This window comes from Geomicrobium sp. JCM 19038 (assembly GCF_000698125.1).
GTDB lineage: Bacteria > Bacillota > Bacilli > Bacillales > Marinococcaceae > Geomicrobium_A.
Window position 1 is genome coordinate 393,625 of sequence record NZ_BAXA01000002.1, and the last position, 15,278, is coordinate 408,902.

A 15,278-nucleotide genomic window follows, 5' to 3' on the forward strand; every position below is an offset into this window, starting at 1 on the left:
TACTGAAAAAGGAGTGGGCAGGATGACAGGGGATATAGAAAAAATCTATGATGTCATTATTATTGGTGCTGGACCTGCAGGGATGACTGCGGCTGTTTACACGTCTAGAGCTGAAATGTCGACATTGATGATAGAACGAGGAATTCCAGGTGGGCAGATGGCAAACACTGAAGACGTGGAGAACTACCCAGGATATGACCATATACTAGGTCCGGATCTTTCTAATAAAATGTTTGATCACGCAAAGAAATTCGGTGCTGAATACGCATACGGAGACATTAAATCCATCGAAGATGGTAAAGAATACAAGACGATTCATGCTGGAAGTAAGACGTACAAAGCGCGTGCAGTGATTGTTTCCACAGGTGCGGAGTACAAAGCATTAGGAATTCCTGGTGAAAAAGAACTTGGTGGTCGTGGTGTCTCCTACTGTGCCGTTTGTGATGGCGCGTTCTTCCGTGAGCGTGAGATCATCGTCGTCGGTGGAGGAGATTCTGCGGTTGAAGAAGCGGTTTACTTGACGCGTTTTGCTAATAAGGTAACAATCGTTCATCGTCGTGACCAGCTAAGAGCACAAAAGATTTTGCAACAACGTGCATTTGTAAACGACAAGATTGATTTTAAATGGAATACGATTGTTAAGGAAGTAAACGGTGAAAATGGGAAAGTGAAAAGCGTGACACTTTCTGATGTTGAAACTGGTGAAGAGTATGAGCACGAAACGGAAGGTGTATTTATATACATCGGGATGCTCCCGCTCAATGATGCGGTCAAAGATCTTGGGATTACGAACGAAGATGGTTACATCGAAACGAACGAAGAGATGGAGACGGCTGTGGCAGGTATTTACGCAGCAGGAGACATTCGTGAGAAGTCCCTTCGTCAAATCGTTACAGCGACTGGAGACGGCAGTTTAGCAGCCCAAAATGCACAACATTATGTAGAAGAATTGTTGAATCAAGTTGAAGCTGGTAAAGGTTCGTGACCAATCGCCTAGGTCGTTACCCAATCTTTATAATTTCGTTATTCGCTTTTAACTGATTTGTAATCACGATGCAATACTCATGCGCTATGATGGGGTTAGTTAATTGACCCCCCTTTTATATATGTTGATGCGCAAGGCGAAATCGCCTTGCGCCTTTTTTGGGCATAAAGGTTATTGTCATGTATACTAGAGGGAGAGTTAAAGGATCGTGGCAGTATAGGGGGAGATCTTGTGAAGGAAGATATTCAAATTGTCGTCATTACGGGCATGTCAGGTGCAGGCAAAACAGTAACGGTTCAAAGCCTAGAGGATTTAGGCTATTTTTGTATCGATAACTTACCTCCAGCATTAATCCCTAAGTTATTAGATCTCATTGAAGCGGGTTCAATGAATCGAGTGGCACTCGTCATGGACTTACGTGGACGAGAGTTTTTTGAACAAGTATTTTCAGCTGTGAGCTTGCTAGGAGATACGGCAAATTTACACACGCATATTCTTTTTCTTGATGCAGACAATGAGAAGCTCGTTTCCCGTTATAAAGAGACGAGGCGTTCCCATCCTCTAGCGCCGGACGGTTCATTGCTTGAAGGAATCGAAAAGGAACGTAAGATTCTCGAAGAAATCAAAGGGCGGGCAAGACACAGAATTGATACTACGAACTTAAAGCCAAAGCAACTCCGTGAAGAAATTAATCGCTTGTTTTCATCACCGGAAGAACAGCCATTTACCGTTCATTTTATGAGCTTTGGATTTAAACACGGTGTACCTATTGATGCAGATTTAGTGTTTGACGTACGCTTCTTACCGAACCCACATTACATTGATCGACTTCGTCCAATGACAGGCCTCGATAAAGACGTATCTGATTACGTATTGAAATGGGACGATACGAAGAACTTTATTACAAAACTTCAAGATTTGCTTACGTTTATGCTCCCATTATACAAACAAGAAGGTAAAACGCAGCTTATTGTTGCCATTGGTTGTACAGGTGGACAACATCGATCTGTAACGTTAGTGGAACATTTTGCGAACCTATATGAACAAGAATACAACGTTCACCGAAGTCACCGCGATCGTAAAGTAGGGGGAGAAGAACGATAGTGGCCCCGCAAAAGGTGGTCGTGATCGGAGGCGGCACAGGCCTAGCAGTACTGTTAAGAGGTTTGAAAACGTTTGATGTCGAAATCTCCGCGATCGTAACGGTAGCTGATGATGGCGGAAGTTCAGGGAGGTTACGAAAAGAACTGAACGTGCCCCCGCCTGGTGACGTACGAAATGTATTGGTCGCGCTTGCGGAAGTAGAGCCTTTAATTGAACAGCTGTTCCAACACCGCTTTAAAAACGGCGAAGGACTTAGTGGTCATTCACTAGGTAATTTGCTACTTGCAGGAATGACATCAATTACGGGTGATTTTGCGCAAGGAATTACCGAGTTAAGTCGTGTACTGAATGTTCGCGGGAAGGTGTTGCCTGCATCAAATGACAGTTTAGAGCTTTCTGCGACACTTACTGATGGTACAACGATTCACGGTGAATCCAACATCCCAAAAGCCAACAAGCCGATCGCAAATGTTTGGATCGAGCCTAAAAACCCAAAGGCACTTCCTGAGACGCTAAAAGCAATTCATGAAGCAGATAAGATTGTCATCGGTCCTGGCAGCTTGTTTACGAGTGTTCTTCCTAATTTACTCGTCCCTGAAATCTCAGAAGCGATCATGCAATCAAGTGCAAAGAAAATGTACATTTGTAATGTGATGACTCAGTTTGGAGAAACAGAACGTTACAGTGCTTCAGAACATGTAATGGCGATTCATCAACACGTGGGAACAGCGCTCTTTGATTATGTGATTGTTAACGATGCCCCGATTCCGAATAAGGTGGCCATGCGTTATTTAGATGAGCATGCAGAGGCTGTAGCGTGTGATGAAGAAGCACTACTTCAACTTAAGTTACAAGTCATTCGAGATGATTTTATTCTTATTGATGATGGTGAACATATCCGTCATCATGCAAAAAAAATCTCCGAAGTAATATTATCAATATAAAAAAGGTGGTGAGCGCCTATGTCTTCTTTTGCCGCAATGACAAAGAAAGAACTGACGCAAATCGATACAGAGCATTGCTGTGAAAAGGCAGAGTTGGCTGCGCTCATAAGAATGAACGGCTCCCTTTCATTTAGCAATGGACGTTTATCTTTAGACATTTCTACAGAGAATGCTGCGATTGCTAGAAGAATTTATACGCTATTAAAGAGATCATATCGCAATATGAAAGCGGAACTAGTTGTTCGCAAAAAGATGAGACTAAAGAAAAACAACGTCTATATTGTTCGCCTATATGAACAAGTGAAAGAGATATTGGCAGATACAGAAATCATGAATGATGGATTTACGTTCACACGTACGATTTCAAAAGAACTCGTTAATGAATCATGTTGCAAACGTGCATACTTACGGGGCGCGTTTCTTGCGGGAGGATCAGTCAATCACCCGGACACTTCATCGTATCATTTGGAGATATTCTCCCTTTATGAAGAGCATAACCGAGCGTTGCAACAACTGATGGCAGAGTTTGAGTTGCAAGCGAAAGTACTAGAACGTAAAAAAGGATTTATTCTCTATGTCAAAGAAAGCGAAAAGATCACCGAGTTTCTTAACATTATCGGTGCTCATCAAGCGTTACTCTATTTCGAAGACGTTCGCATTATGAAGGATATGCGCAACTCAGTAAATCGACTAGTGAACTGTGAGACAGCGAACCTCAACAAAACTGTCGGCGCAGCACTACGACAAGTTGAAAACATTCAGTTGTTAGATCGTGAAGTAGGATTAGAGCGTTTGCCTCACAAAATCCGTGAAATTGCTGAACTTCGAGTACAACATCAAGATGTGACCCTTAAAGAGCTGGGAGAAATGGTTCCAAGTGGAAAGGTAAGTAAATCAGGGGTTAACCACCGTCTACGTAAAATCGACGAGCTCGCTGAGAAGATTCGCAATCATGAACCGATCCAAATTCCGCAAACATAACGTTTATAGAAAGGAAGACTGGCAATGAATCAACGCGAAGTGACTGTTTCCTTAAAGACGGGATTGCAAGCACGCCCTGCGGCGTTGTTTGTACAAGAAGCAAATCGATTTGGCTCGAACGTATTTTTAGAGAAAAACGGACAAGAAGTGAACGCCAAAAGTATTATGGGCGTGATGAGCTTAGCGATTCGAAAAGGGACAAGTGTTACAATTAAAGCTGACGGGAACGATGCAGAAGAAGCATTAGATGCATTAGAAACGTTTGTTACAGAATAGAAAACGGCGTAGCTCCTAAGAGTTACGCTATTTTTTTATGCTTTCGATGATCGAAGTTAAATACTGGTACTTGTTAGTGTTTACGTCATGTAGAAATTCGCACAAGATTCAAATTCAGTCATAAAGAAAACCCCCCTCGACGTATACGTGCAATACGTTGAAGGGAGTATCGTAGTTAGTCTTGTACAGCTTTCCAAACGTCCCATTCTCCTGAGTCGTTCGGGTTGTTTCCTTGTGTCCACCATTTTGCTTCAAATAGTTGACCTTCATGCATGACGCGATCGCCACCGACGTAGACTTCACTTTGAGTCCAAACCGGGTATCCGTCTTCTAAATCAGGTTCTGTACAATCAGAGGCGATTTTCCAAACATCCCATTGTCCGGATTGTTCAGGGTCCTCACCTTGCGTCCACCATTTTGCTTCATAGAATTTGCCATTGTGTTCAACGCGATCTCCACCAGTGTAAACGTTCGAGCTAGACCAAGCTTCGTGTTCACACAGTGGTGGGGTTTCAGGTTCAGGTTCTGGTGCAGGTTCAGTTGCTTCTTCGTCGTGAGCGAGAACTTCAAAGATATCACTTTGTGCAGTGTTTGTTTGTTCGAGGTACGTCGCATAACCAATCATGACGTATTCACCTTCATCAAGTGGATTGCCATTAAGTGTAGCGTCGTAGTTCGTTTCAAACGTTCCACCAGTTACGTCGGAGTACGTATTTGCAAGACCTAAATATTCGCCTGTCTCAGCATCATAGACCCAAAATCCGAGTTCCTCAGCTCCTCGAGGGACATTCGCCACTACATCGAACTCATTAATTTCGTCAGTCTCAAGCACATTAAGACTCGTAATTCGTGGATAATCAGGCTCTCCGACGAAAAGAATTGTCGGTACTTCAATCGTATCAGTTAAACTTTGTACGGTAATCGTACCTTCATAGTAATCTTGTTCAAGTAGATCAGGATTTACCTGAATATTAAGGCGTACTTCACCAGAATCTCCCGGTTGAAGGGCGATATCGCTGCTTGACATCGCAGTAATTCCACTTGGATTTCCGTGGAACTCAATATTAAAGCCATAAGCTTGTCGTTGATCAGAAACGTTATTGATCGTAAATGAACTGCGCTTCGTTTGGATGCCATCTTCTTCTGTGAAAATACCGAATGAGTGGCTACCAGGTGAAACAGTTGAATCGACGGTTAATGCTTCTACGAGACGAATGCTACCTGTTCCTTGTGTGTTAAATGGATAAGCATTTCCGTCTGCATCATAAAGTGATTCAGCTGTGTTCATAAGTGCAGAACGCACATGATCAACAGATGCATTTGGATCAGCTTCTAGAAGGAGTGCAGCAGCACCGGCAACATGCGGTGACGCCATGCTTGTTCCTTGCATTGATGAATACCCATGTGGGTTCGAAGAGTCGTGTGTTGGAACAGTACTCACGATCGCTACACCAGGTGCAGAAACATCTGGTTTAATCATCCAAGTGTTCATAACCGGACCTCTTGAAGAGAAGTCAGCGACTGTTTCGCCTACTTCTCGCTCAAAATCAAGGTCAAAAGAAACGGTATTGTTTCCTTGAGCGATTTGAGATTGAAGTTGTTGACCATCTTCTAGTGAAAGCTTAATCGTTGGAACAGAAAGACCTGGTACGTCTGGTTGTTCCCCGGCAACATTATTGAAAATAATTGCTCCAGTAGCACCTGCTGCTTCAGCGTTATCCGCTTTCTCAACAAATGGCAGGTCACCACGGACCATTAGCGCAATTTTGCCTTCAACATCGATGTCTTCGAAATCTTCTGGAGCACCAATTCCTGCATCAACGACTTCAAAGTCTCCTTCATTTAAGCGAAGAAGTTCTAACTCGCTCGGGAAGCCCATCACTTCTGCGGAATCAAAGCTTGCACTTCCACTCGATAATGCTGCGGAGTATTCTGGGAATGGAAGCTGAGTTGCACCGACAGAAATGGCATCTCGTGACGTTCCTGGTGATCCAACCGTCCAGTTGTTAGGACCTGAATTCCCGTTAGATGTGACTGCAACAACACCGTCAGCCATTGCTTGATCTAAGGCAATGCTCGTTGCGAAGTCAGGGTCATTCAAGGTGTTTCCGAGTGATAAGTTCATAATATCTGCGCCATCAAGAACGGCTCGTTCAATCCCCGCAATAACGTTTGCTGTCGTACCAGATCCACCAGGACCTAATACACGGTAGGCCAAAAGATCTGCATCAGGAGCTATCCCCGTAACGAGTCCGTTACCTGCGACTGTACCTGCTACGTGCGTACCGTGGTTCGTTTGATTACCTCGAGGGTCTCCTGGAGGTGTTTCTTGCGGGTCTTCGTCGTTATCAACAAAGTCATAGCCTTTGTAAGAACCAAAGGAGCTTGCAAGGTCAGGGTGTGTGTAATCAACACCTGTATCAATTACAGCGACAGTTACACCATCTCCAGTAAACCCGAGGTCAAATGCGTCTTCATTCCCGATGAATGGACCGCTATCGAGCATATGCGGACTAAATTCCTCTTCTGTAATCGGAATTTCCTCACCGACCGTTCCTGTTTCATATTCAACGTCAGGGTAAACCGCTTTTATTCCGTCAATAGTAAGTAGTTGTGGAATCTCATTTTCAGGTAGTTCAATAGAAAAGCCTGAAAAACGTATCCATACTCTTGAATCACATCGACTGAGCTTACGTTCAGTTCAATGTCATCGATGACGTTACTTCGTTCATCAGTAAGTACAGAGCGCGACTGACGTACCCCTCGTTGTTTTGCTTCTAGTTCGGAGTACTCTTCTAGCTCTACAATAACCGTCTTATTGGAAGAAGAAGAAAAGTCATGGTCCCAAAAATCTGTGCCTGCATAAAGTCTTCTGCTTGTTGAGCATTAGCTCCTTGAGGTAGTGCTGAAGACGCCAATAAAAAGAAAATACTAGAAAGTGAGAAAGTTTTGAATTTAATCATCTTGTCCTCCTTTTTGCAGTTAAAGCTCGTAATGTAAGTACGAATAACCCCCCTTTAATCTTCTATTGAACGACTATTTCTATATACGAAACAAAAAGCCTTCCTGAGTAAGTGAATACAGTGATTTCGACCTCCATAAAAAGATGGATTTGTGACTTAGTAACTAACTATTAGCTGGGTCTTAAATCGAGGAGTTTTTGGTTTTCATAGAGTAAAGGAGTGTGGCTCAGCATTTCACAACTTCATCGTAATGATATTTTTTCTTGGGGAACTTGAGGATGTTGATCATGGTAAAGAAAATGAACGTTGAAAGAAATGGAGTATAGAGTAGAGGGGTCTGCATTGTAGATGGTTGGTTCAGGACAACGAATAGCCATCTAACTTAAGAACCAGTACATATGCTAATGATAATGAGAGGAGGTTGAACATGTCGAGATTGAAAAAAGATCATTGTCATCAACAATAACCTCATTAATGGTCCTGGTAACGTTCAGCCGGTTTCAACACCAACGATTCCACCTGAGCTTGAAATTTGTAGGAAGATCTACGTTGCAGATGGAAGGGTCATTCAATAACTGTTTTAGATGCTAACACCTTCGAACAAGTTGGTTTCATTAATACCGATGCCAGTGTAAACAACCCTTATGAGATCGCACGCGATCCACCAGCTACAGGATATGTGTGTGCAACGAATACATTTGCTGACTTTGTTTACGTGATCGACGGCTCAACAATTATCGGTCAAATACTTGTAGGGCAAAATCCAACCCAAAGACGAGCGTACGTATCAAATCATGCAGTCGGGATGTATCGGTGATCGATTTAACGACTAACCAAGTCATTGCAATGATAACAAGGGGGATGTTACACCGTATAGAACTGCTGTAGATGTTGCAACGAATACGGTATACACCGCATTAAATAACGGTACAGTTCTGTAATCGATGGTAATACAAACACAATTATTGATTATGTTGAGGTGGAGACGTTCCCGAGAGCAATTGTGATCAATGCCACTGATCGACTCGCTTACGTGAGTAACAACTTAGACAATACCATTTCCGTCATTGACCTTACTACACGTGAAGTAATTGCTACAATTCCTGTTGGGAATGGGCCGTGAGGCATAGGAATTTATCAATTTTCTTGCTAACGAAGGCAAAATAAAAAAACGGAGGAAATGAGACTCACTCATCTTCTCCGTTAAATCATGATCTTCAATTATTTTCCAGGTTGGCCGTTTTTCTCAAAGATTTGATCAACAAGACCGTACGTTTTGGCAGCTTCAGCTGTCATAAAGTTATCACGATCTGTGTCTCGCTCAATCACTTCAAGTGGTTGACCGGTTCTTTCAGAAAGAATTTGGTTTAGCTTGCCACGCATTTCAATAATTCGGCGTGCGTGAATCTCGATGTCGGATGCTTGACCTTGCGTTCCGCCGAGTGGTTGGTGAATCATAATTTCACTGTTCGGAAGCGCGAAACGTTGTCCTTCTTCTCCAGCAGCGAGAAGGAACGCTCCCATTGATGCTGCCATACCGATGCAAATCGTCGATACTTTTGGAGTAATGTATTGCATCGTGTCATAAATTGCCATACCTGCTGTAATGGAACCGCCTGGGCTGTTAATATAAAGAGAGATATCTTTATCTGGGTCTTCAGCTTGTAAGAATAGCATCTGTGCAACGATGGAGTTGGCTACGTTGTCATCAATTCCAGATCCTAGCATAATAATGCGATCTTTCAATAAGCGGGAATAAATGTCATAGGCACGTTCACCGCGATTTGTTTGTTCAATAACTGTTGGGATTAAGTTCATTTTCGTACCTCCTCATATGTTCTGCATTTATCTTACCTCTTAGGTCAATAAAGGTCAAATCAAACGCATACTCTCATTATATGATTTCCGATCTGCAAATTATTCAAACCCATCTAGCATGATTTTGTGATGTAACGTATAATATAGAAAAAGTTCAACTTTTAGACATAATTTGAAGGCATGATTTACGATAGGCAATTCTTATAGGGGGAGATTGTAATGAATCTGGAGATGGGCCTGTTCCAACAACAGACGATGAAGCTAGTCATGACGCAGCAATTGCGCCAGGCGATCTCACTGTTGCAGTACTCATCATTAGAATTATCGGAATACATTGAGGATCAAGCCCTTGAGAACCCGCTGCTTGAGGTATTGGAGTCTGAAGAAACACCATTTATACCAGATGCTCCTGTACTTTGGAGAGATCGTGATGAGTCTGGAGTAGAAAACGGTGCCGAATCGTTCTTAGAACAAATTAAAGAAAGTCGTACGGACTTGACAACCATTCTGTTTGAACAGTTGCAACATTTGAATATTGATAAAGCGACTCATGACCATATTACTTATTTAATTTATAACTTAAATGAACAAGGCTATTTACAAGTTGATGTTGATAAAGCAGTGAATGAAGGTAGTATGACAGAGTCACAATTTCATAAAGCGCTCTTTCATTTACAAGGGATGGAGCCAATCGGAGTCGGTGCAAGAAGCTTAGCAGAGTCACTATTGATTCAAATGCGTGAACATCCTGAGGAGTTTGAACTTGCAGAAACCATTGTAGAATTTTATTTGCAACCGTTTGCAGAGAAGAAATGGAAAGCGTTGAGTGAAGAATTACAAGTGACGATGAAAGAATTGCAAGACGTTCACGACTACATTCAGCAATTTAACCCTTGGCCAACACAAGGAATGGGTGGCGAGCAGCCACGTTTTATCACCCCAGATGTGTATGTCGTGCGTGAAGACGACCAATGGCGGGTGCAATTAAATGATGAATCGCTACCGAGAATTCGATTGAACCGACAGTATCGGAATTTATTAGAACAAAAGAATACCGAAAACAAGGAAGCTTTTGACTATGCCCACCAAAAGTACAAACAGCTTGTTTGGCTGTTAAAAAGCATCGATCAAAGACAACAAACCGTTCGTCTTGTAACAGAAGCTATTGTTGACTATCAACAGCAATTTTTTGATACGGGTAATTTGCGACCGATGACGCTGAGGCATATTGCAGAGATGGCAGGTGTACACGAGTCAACAGTTTCAAGAACGACGACGTCGAAGTACATCCAAACCCGCGGGGATGCTTTGAGCTAAAAGCCTTCTTTAGTAAAGGTTTGCAGCGTGCAGTTGGGGAAGATACTTCTGCGACCGTACTAAAGCAGTCGATTCGTGAGTGGATTGAGGAAGAAGATAAATGCAAGCCTTTATCCGATCAGAAGATTACCGATCGATTTCAAAGTGAACAAGGGATTAAAGTTTCTCGTCGTGCAGTCGCAAAGTATCGAGATGAATTAAAGATTCCTGCATCTTCTAAAAGAAAACGTTTCGCTTAAAGGTCGGTGTTTTTTACACCGACCTTTTCAATTGGAAAGGATTATGATGATGAAAAATATCGCTCTACATAGTTTGTTAGTTTTAGCTTTTTCGATTTTGTTGATTAGTGATTTCTTCCCAGAATTTCCTGTAGTGGGTGCCTTACCGGTTTCATTTCTATTCGTCGTTATTATTGTGATTTATATTGTCATGTTTATAACGAAAGCGATTGATTCGCGGGACCCACTTTATCGTTTTAAAACGCAGTTGTTTCTCACCACGTACCTCGTTGTTATGGTGTTTGCATTAACTGCATTAGGTGGGGAATCAGAGCTTGGGATTACACCTTATCATGAGATTTTTTGGTTTATAGTCATTGTTTCTTTCGGTGACCTTCTATTTCAATGGCGACGAGTGAAGCGTCATCGCACAATGAACCCTGAAGACTAGTGAAGTCATAAGTTTAAGAGATTGCTTAGCCACTCGGCAGCAAAGATTGATAAAAGCATCATTACAATGGCAAGGATGACGACAGCAATACTAACCCATAAGGTTGCCTTGCCTTTAGAGTCTTCAAACGAGACAATAGCTGTAGCGGTCAATTGACTGCTAAGAAGGAAGGTACCTAAGAGCGAGAGACCTGCTACACCATATTTCGTATAAAAATGTTCGAATTTAGGATTTGGTTGTTTTTTGATTCTTGTAGAGCGTCGCTTAAGTCTCCGAGAGAATTTACGAATGCTGTTCCCCAAAAAAACAAAAACGACAATGCTCATAATATTTCCGACAGTCGCAACGAAGGTTGTCGTGACGGGGTGTAAGTTAAAAAGTACAATGCCTGTTGGAATCGCAATCATGACTTCCATAAACGGAATCAGACTAGCGATAAAAATGAAGAAGTAGTGTGAGAGATCGTTAAACATGAGCGATAACCTCCCTTTTATTAAGTCAATTGACTTAATAAAAAGTATAACGTAAGAATTTATGAAAAGGCAAGAAAGTTGGATGCAGCATGCCAAAACGAGTGGACCATCAAAAAAGAAAGCAAATCATAGCAAAAGCGGCTATGAAACTCATTGAACAGAAAGGGGCTGAGGCAACGACACTTCGAGATATTGCTAAAGAAGTCGGGTTGTCACTTGGTTCCATCCAATACTATTTTCCAAAGCAAAGTGATTTATATTGGTTTACTATGGAAACGTTGTTTCAACGAACACAGCAACGGATGAGCGAAGTTGAACCTAAAGGGACGTCTGCATTTGACTATGCCGTTCAGATGATTGTTCAATACATTCAAGTAGGCGATCAAGAGCAGCGAATGGAAAATGCAATCTGGATTCAATTTGCCGTGATGGAGCAAGAGGAGAATAAAGAATTATATCAGCGGTTTACAACGATTTACCGTGAATTTCTAGAAACAGTTTTTGTTCAATTGCAGGATGGGAATTGTTTGAAGGAAGGGTTAGACTTAGATTTAGAAATAAAAAAATTAGAGATTTACACGGATGGACTTATTTTAAATGCAATTTCTAAGCTAAAAGGCTTTAGCCAAACGGAAATTGAGACGTACGTACGTCACTATTTAGCTCATATTTGTCGATAGAGACAACTTTCTTAAAAAATGGCTTTTGTGGCTTCGCCTTCAGTGGGCGTGGCCTCAGCGGTTGTGCTGTTTTTGTTTTATCTTATAAGTGCCTACGCATGAAGGCAGTAAGAGTGAATTGTGAACAAAAAAAGTTTGTTTTATTAAATTTCTGTAAATTAATTGTGTGATGCTCATTTTTACTCTTTACGTTTAGAGCGATTTTGATATAATCTTCTTAACCCTCAGCAAGTAGGGGGTTGAAGCAGCATAGAATACGATTAATAGTGAGTGTTTTTAAAACGAATGACAATGATATGGAAAGATCGGGGTGATTGACTTTGGGAAGGTGTTAGAGCTTACAAATGGATTGAGTTTGAGATTTTCATTTTGTTGGAGCGATTGCGTGTGCCTCTCGAAGAATTCTGAACCGATCGAACCTAAATGAACGTATAAGCGATTTACCGGTTTGAATAGAAACACGCGAAAAGAAGTAAAATAGATGATAGATGTAAAACCATTTATGTTAAAAAAGAATAATAAAACAAATAATTCAAAAATAAATGTCTTTTCAAAATACACGGAGGTGAATCCCTCTCACTGAGGGAAATAATTGGATTTAAGTACAATAATTAATCTTATTCTAATTGTGGTTTTCTTGGCGTTAACTGCGTTCTTTGTAGCTTCGGAATTTGCAGTTGTAAAGATTCGAAGTTCAAGAATTGAACAATTAATTGCAGAAGGCAATAAAAAGGCAGTTGTCGCCAAAAAAATAACTCAAAATCTAGATTATTATTTATCTGCTTGTCAGCTTGGGATTACGGTGACAGCATTAGGGCTTGGAGCATTAGGGAAACCAGCTGTCAGCAGTCTTATGTATCCGGTGTTTGATTATTTTAATGTATCACCTTCAATGTCATCGGTCATTTCTTACGCGGTTGCGTTTCTTCTTGTAACGTATTTACACGTTGTCATTGGTGAAATGGCACCAAAAACGTTAGCCATTCAGTTTTCTGAGAAGATGACGTTAATGTTGTCAGGTTCTCTTTACTGGTTCGGTAAAGTGATGTTTCCTTTTATCGTCACACTTAATGGCGCTTCACGTTTGTTGCTTCGAACGTTTGGTGTCAAACCAATCGGACACGACCAAGCGTATACGGAAGAAGAATTAAAAATTATTATGACGCAAAGCTACCAAGGCGGAACCATTGATAAAGAAGAGCTTCAATATATGGAGAATGTATTCTCGTTTGATGAACACGTTGCAAAAGATATTATGGTCCCTCGAACTGAAATTGTGACGATTCAAGAAGGCATGACGAATGCAGAGCTCATCGCCATTTTTGATGAACACAATTTTACGAGATACCCAGTGGTTTGTGATGGTGATAAGGATAAGATTATCGGTGTTGTTAATGCAAAGAAAATGCTACAAGACATCGTTGCGGGAAGAGATATAGACATTAAATTGTACATGCGCGATCTCCCGTTTATTCTAGAACCGACGAGCATCCAAGATGTCATGGTTAAGATGCAACAAGACAAAGTTCAGATGGCGATTATTATTGATGAATACGGCGGAACTTCAGGAATCGTTACGATGGAAGAAGTCATCGAGGAGTTAGTCGGTGAAATACGAGATGAGTTCGATGAAGATGAAGAGAGCGACATTGAAAAAGTAGAAAAAGATGTTTACTTCATCAACGGTCGTGTCTTACTTGATGATCTAGAAGAGCAGTTCGGACTGGAATTTGATAACCGAGAGCATATCGACACCATTGGTGGATGGATTCAGTACATGACCCAAGAAAATGATGAATCAGTCCAAAAAGTCGAAGTGAAAATGGATGAACACCGATGGTCTGTAGTTGAAGCCGATCATTACCAGATAAAAAAAGTGAAATTCAAACAACACGCATCAGCGACATAACTTTAACAAAAAGCATACTAAAAACTGTGGAGGTGAGTCCCTCTCCTATTGAGAGGGAATAATTGGATCTATTTATTCTCGTTAATTTATTTTTCGTAGCCTTGTTTATTCTCTTAACTGGTGTTTTTGTAGGTGGCGAGTTCGCCATTCTTAAAGTCCGCATGTCAAGAATTGACCAACTCATTGCAGAAGGTAATAAAAAAGCGATCCTAGCAAAAAAGGTTGCTCATAACCTTGATTATTACTTGTCGGCCTGTCAGTTAGGAATTACCATTACAGCCTTAGTGTTAGGTGCACTCGGTGAACCTACGGTTCAGAGAATGCTTCGTCCCGTGTTTGATTACTATAGTGTATCGGATGCGATGGCGACCGTTCTTTCTTATGCAATCGCACTAGCGTTAGTAACGTTTCTCCATGTAGTTATTGGAGAGCTCGCACCTAAGACATTAGCGATTCAATTCCCTGAGAAAATGACGTTATTACTTGCGCCACCACTGTATTGGTTCGGTGTCATTATGGGACCTTTTATTCGCATTTTAAATGGTTCAGCAAGGCGGATTCTCGGATGGTTTGGTGTAAAACCAGCTGGACATGAAATAGCGTATAGCGAAGAAGAATTAAGGTTAATCGTTTCAGACAGTTATAAAAGTGGTCAAATCAATCAAACAGAACTAGCTTATTTAGAGAATTTCTTTTCATTTGATGGACGAACGATGAATGAAATTATGGTTCCAAAAGAACGAATGATCACGTTAAAGGTCGGAATGAAGATCGATGAAATTCTTCAAACCGTTGAAGATCATGGATACACACGTTATCCAGTTATGGATAATGAGAATGACAAGCTACTTGGTTTCTTGAATACAAAAGAAATGCTAACGAGCATTGCTGCAGGTCGTAACGGTGGAGTTCAACAATTCCTTCATGAGATTCCACATGTGAAAGCTTCAATGGCGATTCAAGAAGTGTTCTTGAAGATGAAGAAAGCTCGAACGCACATTGTCGTCGTGACGGATTCTCAAGGTAAGATGATTGGACTTGCAACGATGGATGACATTCTTACTGAAATTGTCGGTGAAATGCGTGATGAATACGATGATCATGCAGGTCTTGTAACGTAATAAAGAGTACAATCAAACAAAGAAACGCACCCTTTAAA

General features: G+C 41.4%; 14 protein-coding genes and 1 pseudogene. 11 read left to right on the forward strand and 4 right to left on the reverse strand.

All coding sequences use genetic code 11. The features are described 5' to 3' along the window. Positions 1-22 precede the first annotated feature (22 nt). From trxB to JCM19038_RS04750, 5 genes are all read left to right on the forward strand, one after another. Positions 23-985, forward strand: coding sequence for a thioredoxin-disulfide reductase (gene trxB / locus JCM19038_RS04730; protein ID WP_042358282.1), 963 nt, complete (start codon positions 23-25; stop codon positions 983-985). A gap of 231 nt (positions 986-1,216) precedes the next feature. Beyond that, a complete protein-coding gene (gene rapZ / locus JCM19038_RS04735) occupies positions 1,217-2,089 on the forward strand; it encodes an RNase adapter RapZ (protein WP_255343339.1) in 873 nt (290 codons plus the stop codon). Continuing rightward, the gene (gene yvcK, locus JCM19038_RS04740; protein WP_042415077.1) at positions 2,089-3,033 is read left to right on the forward strand and encodes a YvcK family protein; all 945 of its coding nucleotides are present in this window, start codon (positions 2,089-2,091) and stop codon (positions 3,031-3,033) included. The genes rapZ and yvcK overlap by 1 nt, the downstream gene beginning before the upstream one ends. A gap of 18 nt (positions 3,034-3,051) precedes the next feature. After that, the gene (whiA, locus tag JCM19038_RS04745) at positions 3,052-4,014 is read left to right on the forward strand and encodes a DNA-binding protein WhiA (RefSeq protein WP_042415080.1); all 963 of its coding nucleotides are present in this window, start codon (positions 3,052-3,054) and stop codon (positions 4,012-4,014) included. Between the two features lie 24 nt (positions 4,015-4,038). Beyond that, positions 4,039-4,290: an HPr family phosphocarrier protein gene (locus JCM19038_RS04750; RefSeq protein ID WP_042415081.1), complete on the forward strand. Its 252-nt coding sequence runs from the start codon at positions 4,039-4,041 to the stop codon at positions 4,288-4,290. 175 nt (positions 4,291-4,465) lie between these two features. Here JCM19038_RS04750 and JCM19038_RS24680 read toward each other — a convergent pair whose 3' ends face one another. After that, complete coding sequence (locus JCM19038_RS24680) at positions 4,466-6,796, reverse strand: S8 family serine peptidase (protein ID WP_052361082.1); 2,331 nt, start codon at positions 6,794-6,796, stop codon at positions 4,466-4,468. Positions 6,797-7,091: 295 nt separating this feature from the next. Continuing rightward, on the reverse strand, positions 7,092-7,253 hold the full coding sequence (locus tag JCM19038_RS22615; RefSeq protein ID WP_193745038.1) for a hypothetical protein: 162 nt from the start codon (positions 7,251-7,253) through the stop codon (positions 7,092-7,094). A 1,033-nt stretch (positions 7,254-8,286) separates the two neighbouring features. Here JCM19038_RS22615 and JCM19038_RS25330 point away from each other — a divergent pair. Further along, positions 8,287-8,376: a hypothetical protein gene (locus tag JCM19038_RS25330; protein WP_373902420.1), complete on the forward strand. Its 90-nt coding sequence runs from the start codon at positions 8,287-8,289 to the stop codon at positions 8,374-8,376. Between the two features lie 98 nt (positions 8,377-8,474). Here JCM19038_RS25330 and clpP read toward each other — a convergent pair whose 3' ends face one another. Continuing rightward, positions 8,475-9,071, reverse strand: coding sequence for an ATP-dependent Clp endopeptidase proteolytic subunit ClpP (clpP, locus tag JCM19038_RS04760; RefSeq protein WP_042358286.1), 597 nt, complete (start codon positions 9,069-9,071; stop codon positions 8,475-8,477). A gap of 231 nt (positions 9,072-9,302) precedes the next feature. Between clpP and rpoN the strand changes: the two are divergent. After that, positions 9,303-10,627, forward strand: a pseudogene (gene rpoN / locus JCM19038_RS04765) (RNA polymerase factor sigma-54). Positions 10,628-10,676: 49 nt separating this feature from the next. Then, positions 10,677-11,057 carry a hypothetical protein gene (locus JCM19038_RS04770; RefSeq protein ID WP_042415083.1) on the forward strand — a complete coding sequence of 127 codons (381 nt, stop codon included), beginning with the start codon at positions 10,677-10,679 and terminating at the stop codon, positions 11,055-11,057. 5 nt (positions 11,058-11,062) lie between these two features. On the opposite strand, the gene JCM19038_RS04775 is transcribed toward JCM19038_RS04770, so the two are convergent. Continuing rightward, positions 11,063-11,530 carry a small multi-drug export protein gene (locus JCM19038_RS04775; RefSeq protein WP_042415086.1) on the reverse strand — a complete coding sequence of 156 codons (468 nt, stop codon included), beginning with the start codon at positions 11,528-11,530 and terminating at the stop codon, positions 11,063-11,065. A gap of 89 nt (positions 11,531-11,619) precedes the next feature. Between JCM19038_RS04775 and JCM19038_RS04780 the strand changes: the two genes are divergently transcribed. From JCM19038_RS04780 to JCM19038_RS04790, 3 genes are all read left to right on the forward strand, one after another. Then, positions 11,620-12,210, forward strand: a complete 591-nt coding sequence (locus JCM19038_RS04780) for a TetR/AcrR family transcriptional regulator (RefSeq protein WP_042415088.1) — start codon at positions 11,620-11,622, stop codon at positions 12,208-12,210. 592 nt (positions 12,211-12,802) lie between these two features. Continuing rightward, the gene (locus tag JCM19038_RS04785) at positions 12,803-14,119 is read left to right on the forward strand and encodes a hemolysin family protein (RefSeq protein ID WP_042415091.1); all 1,317 of its coding nucleotides are present in this window, start codon (positions 12,803-12,805) and stop codon (positions 14,117-14,119) included. Positions 14,120-14,181: 62 nt separating this feature from the next. Continuing rightward, positions 14,182-15,240 (forward strand): hemolysin family protein, encoded by a 1,059-nt coding sequence (locus tag JCM19038_RS04790; RefSeq protein ID WP_042415094.1) that lies wholly within the window; start codon positions 14,182-14,184, stop codon positions 15,238-15,240. Positions 15,241-15,278 lie beyond the last annotated feature (38 nt).